This is a genomic window from Streptomyces hokutonensis (assembly GCF_042751305.1).
In the GTDB taxonomy this organism is placed as follows: domain Bacteria; phylum Actinomycetota; class Actinomycetes; order Streptomycetales; family Streptomycetaceae; genus Streptomyces; species Streptomyces hokutonensis_A.
The window spans coordinates 464,890-484,210 of sequence record NZ_JBHYWD010000004.1 but is presented as its reverse complement, the minus strand read 5'-3'; the positions used below and the strand labels follow the sequence as shown (position 1 = coordinate 484,210).

The 19,321-nt window shown below is 71.6% G+C and carries 22 protein-coding genes; 11 read left to right on the top strand and 11 right to left on the bottom strand.

From position 1 onward, the window contains the following. Positions 1–153: 153 nt before the first annotated feature. From ACFXC1_RS14610 to ACFXC1_RS14590, 5 genes are all read left to right on the top strand, one after another. Entirely contained in the window at positions 154–1,143 is a 990-nt protein-coding gene (locus tag ACFXC1_RS14610; RefSeq protein ID WP_026178346.1) for a DEDDh family exonuclease, read from the top strand. Between the two features lie 94 nt (positions 1,144–1,237). Continuing rightward, positions 1,238–1,471, top strand: a complete 234-nt coding sequence (locus tag ACFXC1_RS14605) for a hypothetical protein (RefSeq protein ID WP_078532401.1) — start codon at positions 1,238–1,240, stop codon at positions 1,469–1,471. A 60-nt stretch (positions 1,472–1,531) separates the two neighbouring features. Further along, positions 1,532–2,326 (top strand): SURF1 family cytochrome oxidase biogenesis protein, encoded by a 795-nt coding sequence (locus ACFXC1_RS14600; RefSeq protein ID WP_381242623.1) that lies wholly within the window; start codon positions 1,532–1,534, stop codon positions 2,324–2,326. A gap of 69 nt (positions 2,327–2,395) precedes the next feature. Then, the gene (locus tag ACFXC1_RS14595; RefSeq protein ID WP_381242621.1) at positions 2,396–4,183 is read left to right on the top strand and encodes a glycoside hydrolase family 15 protein; all 1,788 of its coding nucleotides are present in this window, start codon (positions 2,396–2,398) and stop codon (positions 4,181–4,183) included. A gap of 5 nt (positions 4,184–4,188) precedes the next feature. Next, entirely contained in the window at positions 4,189–4,944 is a 756-nt protein-coding gene (locus ACFXC1_RS14590) for an SDR family oxidoreductase (RefSeq protein WP_381242619.1), read from the top strand. A gap of 7 nt (positions 4,945–4,951) precedes the next feature. On the opposite strand, the gene amaP is transcribed toward ACFXC1_RS14590, so the two are convergent. The 5 genes from amaP to ACFXC1_RS14565 all read right to left on the bottom strand — a co-directional run bounded on the left by amaP (position 4,952) and on the right by ACFXC1_RS14565 (position 7,328). Next, positions 4,952–5,530, bottom strand: a complete 579-nt coding sequence (gene amaP, locus ACFXC1_RS14585; RefSeq protein ID WP_381242618.1) for an alkaline shock response membrane anchor protein AmaP — start codon at positions 5,528–5,530, stop codon at positions 4,952–4,954. A gap of 5 nt (positions 5,531–5,535) precedes the next feature. Next, complete coding sequence (locus ACFXC1_RS14580) at positions 5,536–6,210, bottom strand: DUF6286 domain-containing protein (protein ID WP_381242616.1); 675 nt, start codon at positions 6,208–6,210, stop codon at positions 5,536–5,538. Next, positions 6,207–6,599 (bottom strand): Asp23/Gls24 family envelope stress response protein, encoded by a 393-nt coding sequence (locus ACFXC1_RS14575; protein ID WP_381242614.1) that lies wholly within the window; start codon positions 6,597–6,599, stop codon positions 6,207–6,209. Before ACFXC1_RS14575 ends, ACFXC1_RS14580 begins: the two co-directional genes overlap by 4 nt. Further along, the gene (locus ACFXC1_RS14570) at positions 6,596–6,781 is read right to left on the bottom strand and encodes a hypothetical protein (protein ID WP_019060657.1); all 186 of its coding nucleotides are present in this window, start codon (positions 6,779–6,781) and stop codon (positions 6,596–6,598) included. The genes ACFXC1_RS14575 and ACFXC1_RS14570 overlap by 4 nt, the downstream gene beginning before the upstream one ends. Positions 6,782–6,842: 61 nt before the next feature. Next, positions 6,843–7,328, bottom strand: coding sequence for an Asp23/Gls24 family envelope stress response protein (locus ACFXC1_RS14565; protein WP_381242612.1), 486 nt, complete (start codon positions 7,326–7,328; stop codon positions 6,843–6,845). Between the two features lie 86 nt (positions 7,329–7,414). Here ACFXC1_RS14565 and ACFXC1_RS14560 point away from each other — a divergent pair, with 86 nt between their 5' ends. Continuing rightward, positions 7,415–8,167 (top strand): nucleopolyhedrovirus P10 family protein, encoded by a 753-nt coding sequence (locus tag ACFXC1_RS14560; protein WP_381242610.1) that lies wholly within the window; start codon positions 7,415–7,417, stop codon positions 8,165–8,167. Between the two features lie 32 nt (positions 8,168–8,199). On the opposite strand, the gene ACFXC1_RS14555 is transcribed toward ACFXC1_RS14560, so the two are convergent. The 3 genes from ACFXC1_RS14555 to ACFXC1_RS14545 form a co-directional block, all read right to left on the bottom strand. Further along, complete coding sequence (locus tag ACFXC1_RS14555) at positions 8,200–9,012, bottom strand: enoyl-CoA hydratase/isomerase family protein (RefSeq protein WP_381242608.1); 813 nt, start codon at positions 9,010–9,012, stop codon at positions 8,200–8,202. Between the two features lie 117 nt (positions 9,013–9,129). After that, positions 9,130–9,348 (bottom strand): helix-turn-helix domain-containing protein, encoded by a 219-nt coding sequence (locus tag ACFXC1_RS14550; RefSeq protein ID WP_019060653.1) that lies wholly within the window; start codon positions 9,346–9,348, stop codon positions 9,130–9,132. A 350-nt stretch (positions 9,349–9,698) separates the two neighbouring features. After that, the gene (locus ACFXC1_RS14545) at positions 9,699–11,297 is read right to left on the bottom strand and encodes an ABC-F family ATP-binding cassette domain-containing protein (protein ID WP_381242606.1); all 1,599 of its coding nucleotides are present in this window, start codon (positions 11,295–11,297) and stop codon (positions 9,699–9,701) included. A 364-nt stretch (positions 11,298–11,661) separates the two neighbouring features. Between ACFXC1_RS14545 and ypfJ the strand changes: the two genes are divergently transcribed. Both ypfJ and ACFXC1_RS14535 read left to right on the top strand, forming a co-directional pair. Further along, the gene (gene ypfJ / locus ACFXC1_RS14540) at positions 11,662–12,552 is read left to right on the top strand and encodes a KPN_02809 family neutral zinc metallopeptidase (RefSeq protein WP_381242604.1); all 891 of its coding nucleotides are present in this window, start codon (positions 11,662–11,664) and stop codon (positions 12,550–12,552) included. Positions 12,553–12,682: 130 nt separating this feature from the next. Next, positions 12,683–13,108 carry a VOC family protein gene (locus tag ACFXC1_RS14535; protein WP_381242602.1) on the top strand — a complete coding sequence of 142 codons (426 nt, stop codon included), beginning with the start codon at positions 12,683–12,685 and terminating at the stop codon, positions 13,106–13,108. 6 nt (positions 13,109–13,114) lie between these two features. Here the strand turns inward: ACFXC1_RS14535 and ACFXC1_RS14530 are convergent, their stop codons facing one another. The 3 genes from ACFXC1_RS14530 to ACFXC1_RS14520 all read right to left on the bottom strand — a co-directional run bounded on the left by ACFXC1_RS14530 (position 13,115) and on the right by ACFXC1_RS14520 (position 16,664). After that, the gene (locus ACFXC1_RS14530; protein ID WP_381242600.1) at positions 13,115–14,518 is read right to left on the bottom strand and encodes a hypothetical protein; all 1,404 of its coding nucleotides are present in this window, start codon (positions 14,516–14,518) and stop codon (positions 13,115–13,117) included. A 168-nt stretch (positions 14,519–14,686) separates the two neighbouring features. After that, positions 14,687–15,814, bottom strand: coding sequence for an alpha/beta hydrolase family protein (locus ACFXC1_RS14525; RefSeq protein ID WP_381242598.1), 1,128 nt, complete (start codon positions 15,812–15,814; stop codon positions 14,687–14,689). A 115-nt stretch (positions 15,815–15,929) separates the two neighbouring features. Further along, positions 15,930–16,664: a class II aldolase/adducin family protein gene (locus tag ACFXC1_RS14520; protein WP_381242596.1), complete on the bottom strand. Its 735-nt coding sequence runs from the start codon at positions 16,662–16,664 to the stop codon at positions 15,930–15,932. 197 nt (positions 16,665–16,861) lie between these two features. On the opposite strand from ACFXC1_RS14520, the gene ACFXC1_RS14515 reads away from it, so the two are divergent. The 3 genes from ACFXC1_RS14515 (at position 16,862) to ACFXC1_RS14505 (ending at position 19,221) form a co-directional block, all read left to right on the top strand. Next, positions 16,862–17,620: a lysozyme gene (locus ACFXC1_RS14515; RefSeq protein WP_381242594.1), complete on the top strand. Its 759-nt coding sequence runs from the start codon at positions 16,862–16,864 to the stop codon at positions 17,618–17,620. A 98-nt stretch (positions 17,621–17,718) separates the two neighbouring features. Then, the gene (locus ACFXC1_RS14510; protein ID WP_381242592.1) at positions 17,719–18,966 is read left to right on the top strand and encodes an inorganic phosphate transporter; all 1,248 of its coding nucleotides are present in this window, start codon (positions 17,719–17,721) and stop codon (positions 18,964–18,966) included. Between the two features lie 33 nt (positions 18,967–18,999). After that, positions 19,000–19,221 (top strand): hypothetical protein, encoded by a 222-nt coding sequence (locus ACFXC1_RS14505; protein ID WP_381242590.1) that lies wholly within the window; start codon positions 19,000–19,002, stop codon positions 19,219–19,221. Positions 19,222–19,321 lie beyond the last annotated feature (100 nt).

The following is a 19,321-nucleotide window of genomic DNA, read 5'->3' as shown; positions in this document are numbered from 1 at the left end:
AGGCCGTCATCCGTCAGGCGGGCAGCACGCTTGCACCGGGCGGGCAAAAGGTCCATAGCCACGCGCGCGTGCGTTCGGCGGACCCGAACGGGCGGGCGGGACAAGGCACCTGAGGGACGGGGCTGTCAGTGACGGCCCGTATCCTCAATGACCATGCTCGAAGACCACTCGCCCGCAGTGTCCGCGGCCACTCCGTGGCCGGCCGCGTATCCCCAGGGGTATGCGGTAGTTGACGTGGAGACCACCGGTCTGGCCCGGGACGACCGGATAATCTCCGCGGCTGTCTACCGGCTGGACGCGCTCGGCGAGGTCGAGGACCACTGGTACACGATGGTCAACCCGGAGCGCGATCCGGGCCCCGTGTGGATCCACGGTCTGACGAGTGACGTACTGGAGGGCGCGCCCCTCTTCAAGGACATCGCCGAGGAGTTCGCGACCCGCCTGGAGGGCCGGGTGCTGGTCGCGCACAACGCGGTCTTCGACTGGCAGATGATCGCGCGGGAGTACGCGCGCGTGCAGATCGATCCCCCGGTCCGTCAGCGGCTGTGCACCATCGCGCTCTCCAAGGAGCTGGCCCTCCCGCTGCCCAACCACAAGCTGGAGTCCCTGGCGGCGCACTTCGGTGTCGTGCAGCAGCGCGCGCACCACGCGCTGGACGACGCGCGTGTGCTCGCCGAGGCGTTCCGGCCGAGCCTGCGGGCGGCGGCGAGCAGCGGCGTACGGCTGCCGTTGCACGAGTGCCGCCCACTGACCGAGTGGACCGCCGACCGGCCGGCGCCCCGGATCGGTCACCAGGGGGGCGGCTACAGCGGCTACGGGGCGGGCAGTTGGCGTCCCGCGCGCAAGCGGCCCGCGTGCCCTTACCCGAACCCGGGGCGGTTCGAGGACGGCAAGCCGCTCAAGCAGGGGATGCGGATCGCCTTCTCCGGGGACACGTCCATCGAGCGCGAGCTCCTGGAGGACCGTGCCGTGGAGGCCGGGCTGCATGTCGCCACGAGCCTGTCCCGGCTGACCAGCCTGCTCGTCACCAACGACCCGGACTCGGGCACCTCGAAGGTGGTCAAGGCCCGCCAGTTCGGCACGCCCGTGGTGGACGAGGCGGCGTTCGGGCAGCTGCTCCGGGATGTCGAGCAGGCGGACTGAGCGCGCCACGGGGAGCCGTACGGACGGGTGATTGGGGCGCGACTCGCCCCACGCCCGCTCGCCCGTGCCGGGTGGACGGCCCACCCTGTGGCGCATGGCGAGATGTGAAGTGTGCGGCAATGACTACGGCATGAGCTTCGAGGTGCACGCGCAGGGCGCGGTGCACGTCTTCGACTGCTTCTCGTGCGCGATCCACCGCATGGCCCCGATCTGCGAGCACTGCCGGGTGCAGATCATCGGCCAGGGCGTGGAGGTCGAGGGCCACTGGTTCTGCGGCGGCCACTGTGCTCGGGCGGAGGGGAAGGTGGGGATCATCGACAAGGTCTGAGGACAGTCCGAGGACAGACCCCCCTGAATGCGCCCCACGACCGAGTTGTACGGTCGTGGGGTGTACCGCTTCCTGATGTCCCGGCAGTGGGTGATCCTCGCGTTGATCACCCTTCTCCTGATCCCCACGATGATCAGGCTGGGCATCTGGCAGATGCACCGCTACGAGATGCGTAGTGCCCGGAACCAGTTGGTCACCGACGCGCTGCACGCCAAGCCGGTCCCCGTGGAGACGATCAGCACCCCCGGGCACGCGGTCACCCGTACCGAGAAGTACCGCACCGTCACCGCGACGGGCACCTTCGAGACCTCCAAGGAAGTCGTCGTCCGGCGCCGCACCAATGACGACGACGAGGTCGGCTTCCATGTACTCACCCCGTTCGTGTTGACGGACGGCAAGGTCGTGTTGATCAACCGTGGGTGGATCCCGGCGAACGGCGCGCAGACCGCCTTCCCGAAGATCCCCGCGCCGCCGAGCGGCACGACCACGATCACCGGGCGTCTGATGGCCGACGAGACGACCGCGGCCAGCGGCATCAAGGACATCAAGGGCCTGCCCGACCGCCAGATCATGTTGATCAACAGTGAGGAGCAGGCGAAGCGGCTGCACGCCCAGGTGCTCGGCGGCTATGTCGAGCAGACCGCGCCCGAGGCGAAGGGCGGCACCCCGGAGCAGATCTCCGACCCGGGCAAGGAAGACGCCCCGCTGAACTACGCGTACATGATCCAGTGGTGGCTGTTCGCCGCGGCCGTACCGGTCGGCTATGTCGTCCTGGCCCGCCGCGAGGCCCGCGACCGCCGGGAGGCGGCGGCCAAGGAGCAGGAGACGGAGCAGGCGGAACCGGCGACGGTCTGACCCACCGCTCTTCACCCGCCCGGCCCCGACCTGGGATTGCATGGTCGATACTCCGGGAACCCGCACCCCGTGCACCCACGTATCGAGGACTACGCCCTCATCGGCGACGAACAGACCGCAGCGCTGGTCGGCATGGACGGCTCGGTCGACTGGCTGTGTCTGCCGCGCTTCGACTCGGCCGCCTGCTTCGCGAGACTGCTCGGTGACGAGGAGAACGGCCACTGGCGCATCGCCCCCGAGGGCGCGGACCGCTGCACCCGCCGCGCCTATCGCCCCGGCACCCTGGTCCTGGACACGGAGTGGGAGACGGACGGAGGCACGGTACGCGTCACCGACCTGATGCCCCAGCGCCACCGCGCCCCCGACGTCGTACGCATCGTGGAGGGCCTGAGCGGCAGGGTCACCGTCCGCAGCACGCTCCGTCTGCGCTTCGACTACGGCGCGGTCGTGCCGTGGGTGCGCAGGTCCGACGGGCACCGGGTGGCCGTCGCGGGCCCCGACTCGGTGTGGCTGCGCAGCGAGCCGGAAGTGCGCACCTGGGGCGAGGACTTCAGCACGCTCTCGGAGTTCACCGTCGAGGCCGGCGATAAGGTCGCCTTCGTCCTCACCTGGCATCCCTCGCACGAGCCGCGTCCGGCACGCGTCGACCCGTACAAGTCACTGCGGACCAGCGTCGCGGACTGGGAACGCTGGGCGGCCCGCTGCCGCTACGAGGGCCCCTACAGGGACGCCGTCGTACGTTCCCTGATCACCCTCAAGGCCCTCACCTACCGCCCGACCGGCGGGATCGTCGCCGCGGCCACCACCTCGCTGCCCGAGGAGATGGGCGGCGTACGCAACTGGGACTACCGCTACTGCTGGCTGCGCGACTCCAGCCTCACCCTGGGCGCTCTCGTCGCCGCGGGCTACCACAAGGAGGCCGAGGCCTGGCGCGACTGGCTGCTGCGCGCGGTCGCGGGCGATCCGGCGGACCTGCAGATCATGTACGGCGTGGCGGGCGAGCGGCGGCTGCCCGAGTTCGAACTGCCGCACCTGACCGGCTTCGGCGGCTCAGCCCCCGTACGGATCGGCAACGGCGCCGTCAACCAGCTCCAACTCGACGTCTACGGGGAGGTGATGGACTCCCTGTGGCTGGCCCGGCGCGCGGGTCTGTCGCCCAAGCCGCACATGTGGTCGCTGCAGAGCGTCCTCCTGGAGTGGCTGCGCGCCCAGTGGCAGCAGCCCGACGAGGGCCTGTGGGAGGTGCGCGGCGGGCGCCGGCACTTCGTGCACTCCAAGGTCATGGTGTGGGTGGCCGCCGACCGGGCCGTACGCACTCTGGAGGAGTACGCCGACCTCCCGGGGGACCTGTCGGGCTGGCGCGAGCTGCGGGACGCGGTGCACAAGGACGTGTGCGAGAAGGGCTACGACCCGGTGCGCAACACGTTCACGCAGTACTACGGCTCGCAGGAACTCGACGCGGCCCTGCTGCTGATCCCCCGCTTCGGTTTCCTGCCGCCCGACGATCCCCGGGTCGTCGGCACGGTCGACGCGGTCCAGGCGGCGCTCGGCCACGACGGCTTCGTACGCCGCTACGACACCGCCGCCGACATTCCCGTGGACGGACTGCCGGGCGACGAGGGCACCTTCCTGGCGTGCTCGTTCTGGCTCGTGGACGCGCTGCACATGACGGGCCGTACGAAGGAGGCCCGGGTGCTGTTCGAGCGGCTGGTGGGGCTCGCGAACGACGTGGGGCTGCTCGCCGAGGAGTACGACCCGGTGGCCGGGCGTCAGCTGGGCAACTTCCCGCAGGCGTTCAGCCATATCGGCCTGGTGAACACCGCCCTCACCCTGTTCGGGGACGAGCAGGCAGGATAGGGGCCATGGATCTTGGACTGAAGGACCGGGTGTACGTCGTCACCGGGGCCACCCGTGGACTGGGCAACGCCGCCGCGCGCGAGCTGGTGGCCGACGGCGCGAAGGTGGTCATCACCGGGCGGGACGAGCAGCGGGCCGCCGACGCGGCCGCCGAACTGGGGCCGAACGCGCTGGGCGTGGCCGTCGACAACGCCGACGCGGACGCGCCGGCCCGGCTGATCACCGCCGCGCGCGACCACTTCGGGGGCTTCGACGGCATCCTCGTGAGCGTCGGCGGGCCGCCGCCCGGGTTCGTCGCGGACACCACCGACGAGCAGTGGCAGGCCTCGTTCGAGTCGGTGTTCCTGGGCGCGGTACGGCTCGCCCGCGCGGCGGCCGGGGAGCTGGAGGCGGGCGGGGTCATCGGCTTCGTGCTGTCCGGTTCGGTGCACGAGCCGATCCCCGGGCTGACGATCTCGAACGCGCTGCGGCCCGGCCTGGCCGGTTTCGGCAAGTCCCTCGCGGACGAGCTGGGGCCGCGCGGGATCCGCGTCGTCGGGCTGCTGCCGGCCCGCATCGACACGGACCGCGTGCGCGAGCTGGACGGGATGTCCGCGGACCCGGAGGCCACCCGGAGGGCCAACGAGACGCGGATTCCGCTGCGGCGGTACGGGACGCCCGACGAGTTCGGGCGCGTGGCGGCGTTCCTGCTGTCGCCGGCCGCGTCCTATCTGACGGGGATCATGGTGCCGGTCGACGGCGGGATGCGGCACGGTTTCTGACGCATCGTCAACTCACCCGCTCCGCGCGGTGCTTGACGCCTGTCAGCTGTACCTCCGTCGGGAGTGCGTCCAGGCCCGCCGAGTCGCGGGCGTGGGCCAGGGCGTTGGCCGTCAGGTGGTCGAGGGCGGCTCCGGGGTCCACGTGGGGTTCCAGGCCGAGCCGGACGCGGGCCTCGGGTGCCGTGCGGGTGCCGGCGAGCCGCACGTGCGCGTGGGCCACGCCGTCCAGGTCGCCCGCGTCGGTGGCGAGGACGCCCTCCAGGGCCCGGCCCCGCAGCAGCGCGCCCTCGCCGTCGCCGGTGCGGACGGCGACCTCGGCGAGCCGGCGCCGCCGTAGCACCGCGACGAGCCACCACAGGGCCAGCAGGACGAGGACGGCGAGCACGGCGAGGACCGTGGGCCACCACCAGCCGTCGTGCCGCCAGCGGGTCCGCCGGGCGTCGCTGAGCAGGACGTCGTGACGGCCGTCGTAGATCCACCAGGACGGCGGCTTCACGCCCAGCCCGACGGCCAGCACGGAGCCACCGAGCACGACCAGCACGAGACCCACGACACCGGTCACCACACGGTTGACGATCCTGAGCACGGACCTCACCTCTTCCGTCCGGAGCGGCCGACGTGCAGCGACAGGGCGATTGGCCTGGCCAGCCCGAGACCGGTGATCGCGTCGGTGAGCACGGCGTCCAAGTCGGCCCGTACGTCGTCGAGTTCACGGAAATGCGACACCGCGCGGACATCGGCTTTCGTCCGGCTCGTGCGTACCCGCACCGACTGCACGCCCGAGACCTCCATGGCCCGGTCGCGCAGCACCATCGCGGCGGCGGCTCGCCGCAGGCCCGCCCGCACGTCGGCGTGGGTGCGGCGCATCGGCAGCACCTGGCGCAGGCCGGGCGTGAGCGCGAGCACGATCAGCCAGAGGCCGAGGACGGCGGCGATGCCGGCGCCGACGAGGACCCAGGTGTCGTCCAGGGGCCGCTGTGCGAGCTGCCGGGTCAGTTCGCGGCGCCAGTGCGCCGAGGGCCGTTCGGCGCGCACGGCGGTGATGTCGTAGAGCAGGGCGCCCGCGCCGAAGAGCAGCAGGACGGCGACGATCGCCGCGGGAACGCGGCGCGCCGACCAGAAGCGGCCCTCCTTGCCGCCGCCGTCGACCAGGGGGGCGGGACCGCGGTCCGCCGCCGGGTCGTACCCGCCGTGTCCGGGGTCGGTCTCCTTCTCGATGACCGGTAGTCGTTGGGTCGTGCCTTCGGAGCCCTGGGACTCGCTCATCGCGTCCTCCCCTGTGCCGCGTGGTGTGCCGGTGCCGGATGCAGCCGTTCCACCTGGACGGCGACCTCGGGCACCTCCATGCCCACCAACGCGCGTACCCGCTGAACCACCTGTCGACGCACCCGAAGACAGCGGTCGCCGATGTCGCAGGGATAGTCGAGTTCGAGGTGCACGCGCACGCGTACCGCTTCGTGGTGTACGACGACGGCGGCATGCGGCGGTGCGGCGTCCGGGTGCAGCGGTCCGAGCGCCTCCCGCGCGGCCTGCGCGGCGATCTTCGCCACGACCCGGTCGGCGATCCGGATGGCGCCCCGCTCACCGGGCGGGACGGCCCCCGGGGGTCTGCCGCGTTCGTCGACCGCGCCGCCGGCGCCGCTCACGGACGTCACCGCCGCCGGTCGTCGCGCGAGCGGAAGAAGTCGCCGAGTTCCAGGTCCCCTTCGAGGAACCGGCCGACGACGAACCCGATGGCGCCCAGAGCGGCCACCAGCAGGAACGCGCCGAACCCGCCGAAGTATCCGGCGAAGCCCAGTGCCATTCCGGCGATCATGCCGACCACGGCCCTGCTCATCCTGCGCTCCTCAGCTCGTTCGTCGGCCCACTACTGTCCATGGGGTCATCCGTCGGCCCGGTCACTGGAGCCGGGGCTCCGGTTCCTCGTCCTCCTCGTCAGGCAGCTTCACGTCGCTGACCGCGATGTTGACCTCGACGACTTCGAGTCCGGTCATCCGCTCCACGGCCGCGATGACGTTCTCCCTTACGGCCCGGGCGACATCGGCGATCGACACCCCGTAGTCGACGACGATCTCAAGGTCGAGGGCGGTCTGCACCTCGCCGACCTCGACCTTCACACCCCGGGACACCGACTTCGAACTGCCGGGCACCCGGTCGCGCACGGCCCCGAAGGTGCGGGACAGCCCGCTGCCCATGGCATGGACGCCCAGGACGTCCCGGGCTGCCAGCCCGGCGATCTTCTCCACGACCCCGTCGGCGATGGTGGTGCGCCCCCTGGACGCCGGGTCGCCACCGCCGCGTTTGGTGGGGGTCTTACGGGTCTGCAGCGGCTCCCGCTCGCCGTCGGGGTCCTGCGTCCGGTTCCGTTCCGTCATGTCGGTCATCGCCGTACGTCCCTTCGGTCGTCGTCCTACGACCACGGTAAGTGCGCTTCCATTCTCTCGCGCCGGGGATGCGGCAGGCTGGAGGAATGACGGCGGACTCATGGACGCGAGCGGTACGGCAGCAACTGGGGCTCGGCAGGCTGCTGCCCCTGGGCGATCGGCGGGACGGCGCGTGGATCGCGGAGCGGGCGGCCGAGGCCGTGCTGCGGGGCGTGGCGGGGCAGGTACGGGGCGTGCGGCTGGGCGTGCTGCGCATCGCGCTCGCCGACCCTGAGGACGTGCACGAGCCCGCCGTACCGCCACCGCCGGGGGCGCTGCCGCCCGGTCCGCTGCGGATCACGGCCGACTTCGCGACCGTGGCGACCGAGCCCCTTCCGGAGACCGCGTCCAGGCTGCGCTCGGCGCTGGCCACGGCCTCGGCAGAGCGGCTCGGGCTGGTGGTCACGGAGGTTGATCTACAAGTGACAGCCCTGCTGGACCATATGGACGATGTTGACCGTGTGGACGATGTGGATCATTCCACCGCCGACGTTGACCATGTTGATGACTCTGACCAGATGGTCAACGTTGACGACGGCGGCGAGTCCCTGATCATCGCGGCCGCGCTCGGCGTCCCGGGCGTGGCCCGGCTGACCGGTGCGCTGGGCGGGCTGGGGCGGGCGGTGCACATCGAGGAGCGGCAGGACGAAGGTGCGCTGCCGCGGCTGCACGCGCGCGTGGAGATCGCCGTACGCGCGGACCACCGGGCCCTGGAGGTGGCCCGGGAGGTCCGCGCGAGGGTCGGCGAGGTGCTGCCCGGTCACCCGACCGTGGCGGTGCTCGTCACGAGGATCGGCTGAAGGCTGAAGGCGGAACCAGGATCGGCCAGCGGCTATTCGCCGACGCCGGCGAGGTCCCGCAGCCGTCGGGCCTGGGCGGCGCGCTCGGCGGCGCGCTGGTCGTCGTACGTACGCCCCTGGACGCCCTGGAGCAGCGCCTTGGTCTCGATGACGGCGTCGCGCGGCGCGGCCAGCAGGGCCGTCGCCAGGTCGCGTACGGCGTCCTCGACCTGGTCGGCGGGCACGGCGATGTTGGCCAGGCCGGTGCTCACCGCTTCCTCGGCCGCGACGAAGCGCCCGGTCGCGCAGATCTCCAGCGCGCGGGCGTAGCCGACGAGCCCCACCAGCGGGTGGGTGCCGGTCAGGTCGGGCACCAGTCCGAGGCTGGTCTCGCGCATGGCGAACTGCACATCGTCGGCGACGACGCGCAGGTCACAGGCGAGGGCGAGCTGGAAGCCGGCCCCGATGGCATGCCCCTGTACGGCGGCGATGGACACGATGTCGCTCCGTCGCCACCAGGTGAAGCCCTCCTGGTAGCCGGCGATGGCCTCGTCCAGCACGGCGTCACCGCTGTGCGCGAGGTCGATGAACGACGGTTCGCCGTCGAAGCCCTCGGGCGTGAACGCCTGCCGGTCGAGGCCGGCCGAGAAGGACTTGCCCTCGGCACGCAGCACCACGACACGGACGGAGCCCGGCAGCAACCGCCCGGCCTCCGCCAACGCCCGCCACAGAGCAGGACTTTGAGCGTTGCGCTTGGCCGGGTTGGTCAGCGTCACCGTGGCGATCGCGTCGTCCACGGTGAGCCGTACGCCGTCCTTGTCGAGTACGGGACCGAGGTCCTTGTCGTCCTGTTCGGGCGAAGCCATGGGGCGCCTCCGATGTGTGCGGTCAACAGAGCAGAGCTAAGTGACTGCACAGTAACCACCCGGCCGGTCAGTCGTCCGACCGGGTGGTCACCATCGAAGCCGTTGAGCCGCTCGGGGTCAGGCCGAAGCCTTCTTGCCCCGGGTCGCCCCGCCACGCCCACGGAGCGTGACGCCCGACTCACTGAGCATCCGGTGGACGAAGCCATACGAGCGGCCGGTCTCCTCGGCCAGCGCCCGGATGCTCGCACCGGAGTCGTACTTCTTCTTCAGGTCTGCCGCGAGCTTGTCGCGCGCGGCGCCGGTCACCCGGCTGCCCTTCTTCAGAGTCTCGGCCACCCGTGCCTCCTCATGGGAAGTGCGCTCTTGGTCTCCTCATGATCACCCCTCCAAGCGTTCATGGCCACCCATTCGGCAAGGTCCGTGAGACAAGGTTTTGACGACAGGAGCGCGTCCCCACAAGTGGAATATGGAATTCCGTACGGCCGTGTCCGTACGACCGAACGAGTTGCCGCGCGAAATACCTGGTCAGAGACGCGGAACGGCCGAGCCCTTGTCGATAAAGGACTCGGCCGGGAAATTGATGTAGGACACACCTCGGTACGAGGAGATCTCACACAGATGGTGGATCACCGGTAGGCCGAATGATCCATACGCCGTTGATCAAGCATTCGATCAAGCCGGTTCGATCAGGCCAGGGCGACGAGATCCGCGTAGTCCGCGCCCCACAGGTCCTCGACGCCGTCCGGCAGCAGGATGATCCGCTCCGGCTGCAGCGCCTCCACGGCGCCCTCGTCGTGGGTGACGAGAACGACGGCGCCCTTGTAGGTGCGCAGCGCCCCGAGGATCTCCTCGCGGCTGGCCGGGTCGAGGTTGTTCGTCGGCTCGTCCAGGAGTAGGACGTTCGCCGAGGACACCACCAGGGTGGCGAGCGCGAGGCGGGTCTTCTCGCCGCCGGAGAGGACCCCGGCCGGCTTGTCGACGTCGTCGCCCGAGAACAGGAACGAGCCGAGCGTCTTGCGGACCTCGACCAGGTCCAGGTCGGGGGCGGCGGAGCGCATGTTCTCAAGGACCGTGCGCTCCGGGTCGAGGGTCTCGTGCTCCTGCGCGTAGTAGCCGAGCTTGAGGCCGTGGCCCTGGATGATCTCTCCGGTGTCCGGCTTCTCGGCACCGCCGAGGAGCTTCAGGAGGGTTGTCTTGCCGGCGCCGTTCAGGCCGAGGATGACGACGCGCGAACCCTTGTCGATGGCCAGGTCGACGTCGGTGAAGATCTCCAGGGAGCCGTACGACTTCGACAGGCCCTCCGCCATGAGCGGGGTCTTGCCGCAGGGCGAGGGCTCCGGGAAGCGCAGCTTGGCGACCTTGTCGGACACGCGCACCGCGTCGAGCCCGGCGAGCAGTCGGTCGGCGCGCTTGGCCATGTTCTGCGCGGCGACCGTCTTGGTGGCCTTGGCGCGCATCTTGTCGGCCTGCGAGTGCAGGGCCGCGGCCTTCTTCTCGGCGTTCTGCCGCTCGCGCTTGCGACGCTTCTCGTCGGCCTCGCGCTGCTGCTGGTAGAGCTTCCAGCCCATGTTGTAGACGTCGATCTGGGCACGGTTGGCGTCCAGATAGAACACCTTGTTGACGACGGTCTCGACGAGGTCGACGTCGTGGGAGATCACGATGAAGCCGCCGCGGTACGTCTTCAGGTAGTCGCGCAGCCAGACGATCGAGTCGGCGTCGAGGTGGTTCGTCGGCTCGTCGAGGAGGAGCGTGTCCGCGTCGGAGAACAGGATGCGGGCCAGCTCGATACGGCGGCGCTGACCGCCGGAGAGCGTGTGCAGGGGCTGGCCGAGGACACGGTCGGGCAGGTTCAGCGCGGCGGCGATGGTGGCGGCCTCGGCCTCGGCGGAGTAGCCGCCCTTGGTGAGGAACTCGGTCTCCTGACGCTCGTACTGACGCATGGCCTTGTCGCGGGTGGCGCCGCTGCCGTTGGCGATGCGCTGTTCGTTCTCGCGCATCTTGCGGATCAGGGTGTCCAGTCCGCGCGCGGAGAGGATGCGGTCGCTGGCGAGCACGTCGAGGTCGCCGGTGCGGGGGTCCTGCGGGAGGTAGCCGACCTCGCCGGAGCGGGTGACGGTGCCGCCGGCGGGCTGGCCCTCGCCGGCCAGGACCTTGGTCAGGGTGGTCTTGCCGGCGCCGTTGCGGCCGACGAGACCGATGCGGTCGCCCTTGGCGATGCGGAAGGTCGCGGACTCGATGAGGACGCGGGCGCCGGCGCGCAGCTCGATACCGGAGGCGGAGATCACGGTCAGACTCCAGAGCGGGGTCGTAGGCGGAAGGGGCGGCTGAGGACGTTCCCGCCGTCTAATGCGCGAGGAGAATGGCCATAGGCCAAGTCTAACGGGCGGGTGCAAGCGTTTTTTCTGTCTGCGGCGGGCCGTTGCCCGGGGCGCGTGGCCCGGAGTGATCCGGCCCACGCGGTCCACGGCGATGAGCTGGGCGGTCCGGGCCGGCGCCCGGAAACTGCCGGGCGACGAGCGGCGCCGTGCCGTGACGAACGGCACGCGCGCGTAGCGGGCGTCCCCCGTTCGGCCGCTCGCCTGGCGCCCCCGCGCGGGCAGCGGGCGAGTATGGGCGCCAGGGAGTCCACACGCGCGGAGAGCGGGGCCCATGCAGTTCGACGACGATGCCGATCTGGACACCTCCGAGGTGCAGGACGTGCGCGGCAGCCGGATTCCCGGCGGGCGCGCGACCGTGGGCGGGGGTCTCGCGGGGCTGATCGCGCTGCTCCTGGGGCTGTTCTTCGGTGTCGGCCCCGACAACCTGGGGTTGTCGTCGGGCAGCGACTCACCGGCGGCGACCGCGTCCTCGCTGGCCCAGGTGCAGTCGTCCTGCCGTACCGGACAGGACGCGAACACCAAGGAGGACTGCCGCGTCGTGGCGGTGGTCAACAGCGTGCAGGACTTCTGGGCGCAGGAGTTCCGGCGGCGCGGCGGGACGTACACCCGCTCCCCCACGGTCTTCTTCAGCGGGCAGGTCGCCACCGCGTGCGGGACGGCGACCTCGGCGGTGGGGCCGTTCTACTGTCCGGGCGACCGGAAGGTCTATCTGGACCTGGGGTTCTTCGACGAGCTGCGGACGAAGTTCGGCTCCAGCGGCGGCCCGTTCGCGCAGGCGTATGTCGTGGCGCACGAGTACGGGCACCACGTGCAGGACCTGATGGGCACGCTCGGCCGGGCGCAGGACGGGCGGACCGGTGCGAACAGCAACGCGGTGCGGGTTGAGCTGCAGGCGGACTGCTACGCGGGGGTCTGGGCGCATCACGCGACGACCACGAAGGACGAGTCGACCGGGCGGCCGTTGATCACCAGCCTCACGGAGGCCGACATCCGGGACGGGCTGGACGCGGCGGCGGCCGTGGGCGACGACCGGATCCAGGAGCGGTTCCAGGGCCGGGTCACGCCGGAGACCTGGACGCACGGGTCGGCGGCGCAGCGGCAGCAGTGGTTCCGCCAGGGCTACCGGACCGGGGACATGGCGCGGTGCGACACCTTCCGCTGACCGCCGGGATGCCGTTCGCGGGGCGTTGTCAGTGGCGGGTGCAAGACTCGTCGAAAGCGATCGAAGCGGCGGAAAGACAGCAAAGGCACACGGCACCGGACAACACCCGATGCACAAGGGAGTGATCGGCATGGCAGGCAAGGACAGCGGGCGTCCCAGCATCTACCCGTCCCTGCTGTACACGGACGCGAAGGCGGCGATCCGGCAGCTCACGGAGGCCTTCGGCTTCACCGAACTCGCGGTGTACGAGGGTGAGGACGGCTCGGTGATGCACGCCGAGCTGACGCAGGGCAACGGCGCGGTGATGCTCGGCTCCAAGGGCCGCGGCGGGCGTTTCGACGAGGCGATGAAGAGCGCGGGACCCGTCGGGGTGTACCTCGTCGTGAACGACGTCGACGCCCACCACCGACGGGCCGTGGAGCACGGCGCGGAGATCCTGATGCCCCCGACGGACCAGGAGTACGGATCCCGGGACTACATGGCCCGGGACCTCGAGGGCAACATCTGGAGCTTCGGTACCTACGCCCCGGAGATACCGGGGACGGCAGGCGCCTGACCCGGCCTAGCTGCCCCCTGTGTGCACCTGGAAGGCGGCCCGGCGCACGGCCTTGGCGAGCGCCGGGTCGGGGTGGGCCGCGGCGAGCGCGACCAGGACCTGCACGGTGCGCGGGTGGCCCACCGCGCGGACCTCGTCGAGGAGCATGGGGACGGTCGGCTGGATCGCCGACTCCAGATGGCGCACGAGCAGCGGGGCCTCCCCGTGGTCGGCGACCGCGGCGGCGGTGTCGACCCACATCCAGGTGGCCTCCTCGCGGGTGAGGACCTCGTGGGCGTCCTCCGGGTCGATCCCGTCGTGCTCCGCGAGCCACAGCAGGGCGTACGGCCGCAGCGTCGCCTCGTCCACCGCCGCGCGGACGTCGGGCTCGGCGGGGGCGCCGACGACGCGCAGCGCCTCGAAGGCGAGGCCGCGCAGCAGGGCGTCCTCGCCGCGGGCGGCGTCGATCAGCTGGCCGACCGCGCTGCCCACGGTGCGGGCGGCGAGCCAGGCGCGGTACTCGGCGCGGGCGGCGTTCGGGCGGAGCTGGGAGCAGCCGCGGAGCATGTCCTCGGCGGACTGCTCGATGTTCCCGGCGGGGCTCTGCGCTGCCACGCAGATCTGCTCCAGCTTGACCCAGACCGCCCAGCTGCCGAGCGGGGTGAGGGTGGCCTGGGCGTCGCCGTAGGTCAGGGCACCGACGGAGGCGAGGGCGTGCAGGGCCCAGTCGAGGAGGTCGTCGAGAGGGGTGTCGTCGGTGGCCTGCGGCTGCTGGACCGGCTCGGGCTGCGGGCCGTAGGGGATCTCGCAGCGTTCGGTGCGCAGTTCGGTGACGCGCTGGCCGAGGAGGTCGAGGAGCTGGGCCACGGGGACGGGCCCGGCGGACAGCTGGAGGAAGGAGAGCACCTGAGGCATGGCCGAGACGACCTCGGCGACGGCGGAGGGCTCGTACCCGCGGGGTTCCGGGTGGGCGAGCGACCAGGCGTCGAAGAGGGCGACCCAGCCGCGCAGTACGGCGCTGTCGTCGCGGTCCCAGGCGCGCAGCCGCCAGCCGGGGCGGGCGCTGTCGCCGTGCACCTCGACGAGGCCGGCGAGGCGGGCGGTGTCCCAGTCGGCGCGGACCTGAGCCGGGGTCAGGCCCAGTTCCTCGGCGGCGAGTTCGGCGGTCGCTTCGGAGAGGGTGCCTTTGCCGTCGGGGCTCGCGCCGTCGCGGCCGGGGCGTAGTGCGGCGTCGGCCCAGTGGGCGACGCGGGCCGCGCCGGCCAGGCCGGAGCGTGCCATTCTGGCCAGTTCCGCGGGGGCCGGTGTGCCCTCCGGAGGACGGGGTGCGGGGCGGCGCGAGCGCCGCTGGTTCATCGCTCGGGGGGCGGCGGCCAGGGGTCGCGGGCGGACGAGTCGAAGCCTGGAGTCGCGCGGGATACGGGACGTCACGGGTGCAGTCTTCCGGTTGACGGTCCGAAAACCCAAACGGAATGTCACGGCGGGCGACGGGGAGGGCCAAGGCAGGGGGTCCCGCGGGCTGCTGGGGACCGGGTTCAGGCCAGTGGTACAGGGCTAAACGGAAGGCCGGAGAGGGGTGGGCCGATGAGCGGGCCGGGGTCACATCAGCGGGGTCAGGAAGCGGCGGAGGATCTCCTCGTAGGCGGCCGGGTCGGCGTTCCACATGGCGCTGTGCGGCGCCCGGGCGACCGGCTGGAGGGTGATCAGGTCGGGGCGCCGGGCGGCGAAGCGGCGGGAGAGGGACCAGGGGGCGACGGTGTCGTCGGGGCCGTGGAAGATCAGGGTCGGGACCTTGAGCCGGGCGGGGTCGGCGGCCTCGGCGATGCGGTCGCCGTGCAGACCGGTGCGGCCCTGGGCGGCGCGGACCGCCAGCGGCAGCAGCGCGCCCGGGGTGTGCCGGGCGGTGGCGAGGGCGCGCAGCGTCGTCTCCCAGTCGAGCACAGGCGAGTCCAGCACCAGTCCGGAGACGCGGTCGCGCATCCCGGAGTGAGCGGCGGCGCGCAGCGCCATGGTGGCGCCGGTGGACCAGCCATAGAGGACGACGTGCTCGGCGCCGTAGCGCACGGCGTAGCGGATCGCCGCGTCCAGGTCGCGCCACTCGGTCTCGCCGAGGTGGCCCAGGCCGTCGGGGTTGCGGGGTGCGCCGAGGTCGCCGCGGTAGGAGGGGGCGAGGACCGGGAAGCGGTTGCGGTGCAGGAACTCCATGACGTTCAGGGCGAGTTCGCGGGTGGCGGCCAGGCCGTGCACCGCGATCACCCAGGTGCTGCGCGCTCCGGGGACGAACCACGCGGGCAGGGAGCCGAGTTCGCCCGGGATGTCGATGTCGGCGTGGTCGAGGCCGAGGGCGGCGCTCGGGTTGCCGATGTGGACGTTGGGGGTGAGCCACACCTTGTCGCGGGGGTGCAGGGTGCCGTGGGTGACGCGTTCGAGGCGGCGTACGACGGTGTCGGCGGAGGGCGCCGCCGTGTCGACGACGGGGCCGACGACCGCGTGGGAGCCGTCGCCGGCGAGGCCGTAGATGCCGGGGCGCAGGGAGGCCAGGTCCCGGGTGAGGGTGATCTGGCCGGCGGCGGTGGCGTGCACCGTGAGCCGGGGTTCGGTCGGCAGGGGGCGGCCGGGCGGCGCCTTCAGCGCGGCGTCGCTGGCGTACCGGCCGGCGGCGACGCCCACCGCACCGGCCGCGAGGGCCACGGAGACGGCCGCGGCCGTCGCTTTGACTGTGCGCACGGCACCAGTGTCCCGGCGGACCCGCCCGGCGGCCAGCCGAAGGCGGCACAGGGTCGACGCGGGCCGCCGAAGCTGCCGCGGGCTGCCGAAGGGAGCGAGAAGCGCCGCGCGCGGGTCACCCCCGCCGCTGCCCGTACCCCCGCAACCGCTCCCCCGCCTCCGCCACCTGCTCCCCCGACAGCAGCGTCGGCGACAGCCCCGGTACCGAGGACGCCGTCAGCCACAACCGGCACATCCACTCCAGCTGGGCCGTGCGGTCGAACGCCTGGTCCAGGGAGGTGCCGTAGGCGATCGTGCCGTGGTTCTGGAGGAGGCAGGCTGAGCGGCCGGCGAGGGCTTGAAGCATGTTCTCGGCCAACTCCTCGGTGCCGTATGTCGCATACGGGGCAACCCGGACCGGGCCGCCGAGAGCGCCGGACATGTAGTGGATCGAGGGGAGTTCGGGGACGAGGGTCGAGACGGCCGTGGCATGGACGGCGTGGGTGTGGACGACGGCCTGGGCGTCGGTGTTGCGGTAGACGGCGAGATGCATGGGCAGTTCGCTCGTCGGGAGGAGGGTGCCGAGGACCTGTCGGCTGTCGAGGTCGACGCCGACCGTGTCGTCCGGAGTCAGCCGGTCGTAGGGGACACCGGAGGGGGTGACCAGGACGATGTCGCCGACGCGCACCGAGACGTTCCCGGAGGTGCCGACGACCAGGCCGTCGGACACCGTCCGGCGGGCCGTGACGACGAGTTCGTCCCAGGCGTCCGCCTCCTCGGTGCGCACACGCCGCCGCCACGGCTCCCCCACAGCCTGTGCGCCCTCCCCGACATCCCGTACGCCCCGCTCGTCCCGCCGCCGTTCAGCCATGCCGCGATCCTGCCAGCCGGTTCCCCAACACGCGCTCGGGCGAGGGCACTTTAAGCCGGAAGCCACCCATCCGAAAGAGTACATATAGGCATGTAACGCCCACTCGGGCCGCTTGGCCGGAGACCGATCGGCGTCGACAGATCTTCCAATAGCCTCTGGGGGATTTGTCGTGCACGCCGCCATTCCCCGGGGGAAACATGGCCCGTGATCGCAAACCGTCCCGCCACCGCGCCCGCCTCGTCGCGGCCGTCGCCGCCCTCGCCGCCGGCGGAACCGCTCTCGCACTCGCGCTCACCGACATTCCGGCCGCCGCCGCGAGCCCCGCCAAGGGCCACGACGTCTCCTCGCACCAGAAGAACGTCGACTGGCCGAGCACGAAGGCGAAAGGCGCCACCTTCGTCTACGTCAAGGCGACCGAGTCCACCAACTACGTCAGCCCCTACTTCACCGAGCAGTACAACGGCGCGCGCGCCGCCGGCATCATCCGGGGCGCGTACCACTTCGCACTGCCGGACAAGTCGTCGGGCGCGACCCAGGCCGCGTACTTCGTGGCGCACGGCGGCGACTGGAAGGCGGACGGCTGGACGCTGCCGCCGGCGCTCGACATCGAATACAACCCGTACGACAGGAAGCACAGCTGCTATGGCCTGAGCAAGGCCAGGATGGTGAGCTGGATCAAGGCCTTCAGCGCCGAGGTGAAGCGGGAGACCGGCCGCCGTCCGGTGATCTACACGACCGCCCACTGGTGGAACACCTGCACGGGCAGCAGCACCGCCCTGGCCTCGACACACGCGCTGTGGATCGCCCGCCACGAGTCGGCGGACGCGGGCTCGCTGCCCGCCGGCTGGTCGTACTGGACCTTCTGGCAGTACGACAACAGCGGGGGTCTGCCGGGTGATCAGAATCTCTTCAACGGGACGACGGGCCAACTGAAGAAGTTCGCCCGGGGTTACTAGCCCGTACAGACACCCCAGAGACCCCCTCAGTTCATCTTCCGTTCATCCAGGTTGCCTACGGTCAACGCGCCAATGACCTCGAACGATTGCCTGGGTAAATGGAAAGCTTCTCGCTGATTCTCGCGATTGTGGTCGTCACCGCACTCGCGTTCGATTTCACGAACGGTTTCCACGACACCGCCAACGCGATGGCCACCACCATCTCGACCGGTGCGCTCAAGCCCAAGGTCGCGGTGGCCATGTCGGCCACCCTCAACCTGGTGGGCGCTTTTCTCTCCGTGGAGGTCGCCAACACGATCTCCAAGGGTCTTGTCGACGAGAGCGGCATCCGTCCCGAGGTCATCTTCGCCGCCCTGGTCGGCGCGATCCTCTGGAACCTGGTGACCTGGCTCGTCGGCCTGCCGTCCAGTTCCTCACACGCCCTGATGGGTGGTCTGATCGGCGCCACCATCGCCTCGGCCGGCACCGGCGCGGTACACGGCGACGTCCTGGTCACCAAGGTGCTGCTGCCGGCGGTCGCCGCCCCGATCGTCGCGGGCGTCGCGGCGATGCTGGCCACCCGCTTCTCGTACGCCCTGAGCCGCAACGCCGAGGGCAAGGCCGCCGACAAGGGTTTCCGCGTCGGCCAGATCGCCTCCGCCGGCCTGGTCTCGCTGGCCCACGGCACGAACGACGCGCAGAAGACGATGGGCATCATCACCCTCGCCCTGATCGCCGGCGGTTCCATCGCCCCCGACTCGGACCCGCCCACCTGGGTCATCCTCTCCGCGGGCCTCGCCATCGCGATGGGCACCTACATCGGCGGCTGGCGCATCATCCGCACCATGGGCAAGGGCCTGACCGACCTCCGGCCGCAGCAGGGCTTCGCCGCCCAGACCAGCGCCGCCGCGGTCATCCTGGCCTCCTCGCACATCGGCTTCTCGCTCTCCACCACGCACGCCGTCTCCGGCTCGGTGATGGGCGCGGGCCTCGGCCGCAAGGGCGGTGTCGTCCGCTGGTCGACCGCCACCCGGATGTTCGTCGCCTGGGGTCTGACGCTGCCGGCCGCCGCGCTGGTCGGCGCGCTCGCCGAGTCGGTGACCGACCTCGGCGACTGGGGCACCGCGCTGGTGGCCGTCTTCCTGGTCGCCTCCAGCACCGCGATCTGGATCGTCTCCCGCCGCCAGGTGGTCGACGCCTCGAACGTCAACGAGGTCGAGGAGCCGGCCGGCGTGGTCACCGCCGCGATCGCCGCTGTGACCCCGCCCCCGTCGGTCGCCCTCTCCGAGGGCCTCACGGCGACGATCCCCTCGCCGCCCGCCGTCGCCACGTCCGACCCGGCGACCCCGCCGGCCGCCGCCGTCTGAGCCCGCGCCCCCGGTTAGAAGGAACGAATCAGCATGCACATCGACTGGGCAGCCCTCGGCTCCGTCTTCGGCGTCAGCCTCGTGGTCACCGTGGCCCTGGTGGCCGTCTTCACCCTCGGTATCACCGCCCTCTCCCGCCGCGAACGGGCCACCGCCCAGGGCGACTCGGCGGCCCTCGCCCTGACGGGCGCCTACGCCTGCTTCGCGGCCTGCGCGGCGGCGGTGGCGTACGGGATCTACCTCATCGTGGCCTGACCGGCCGCCAGTTGGACCGAGCGTGGGGGGGGGGGGGGGGGGGGTGTCGCGGGGGCCGCCCCACCCACCCTCACCCCGACGCCCCGGCCGCGGAGCGGGG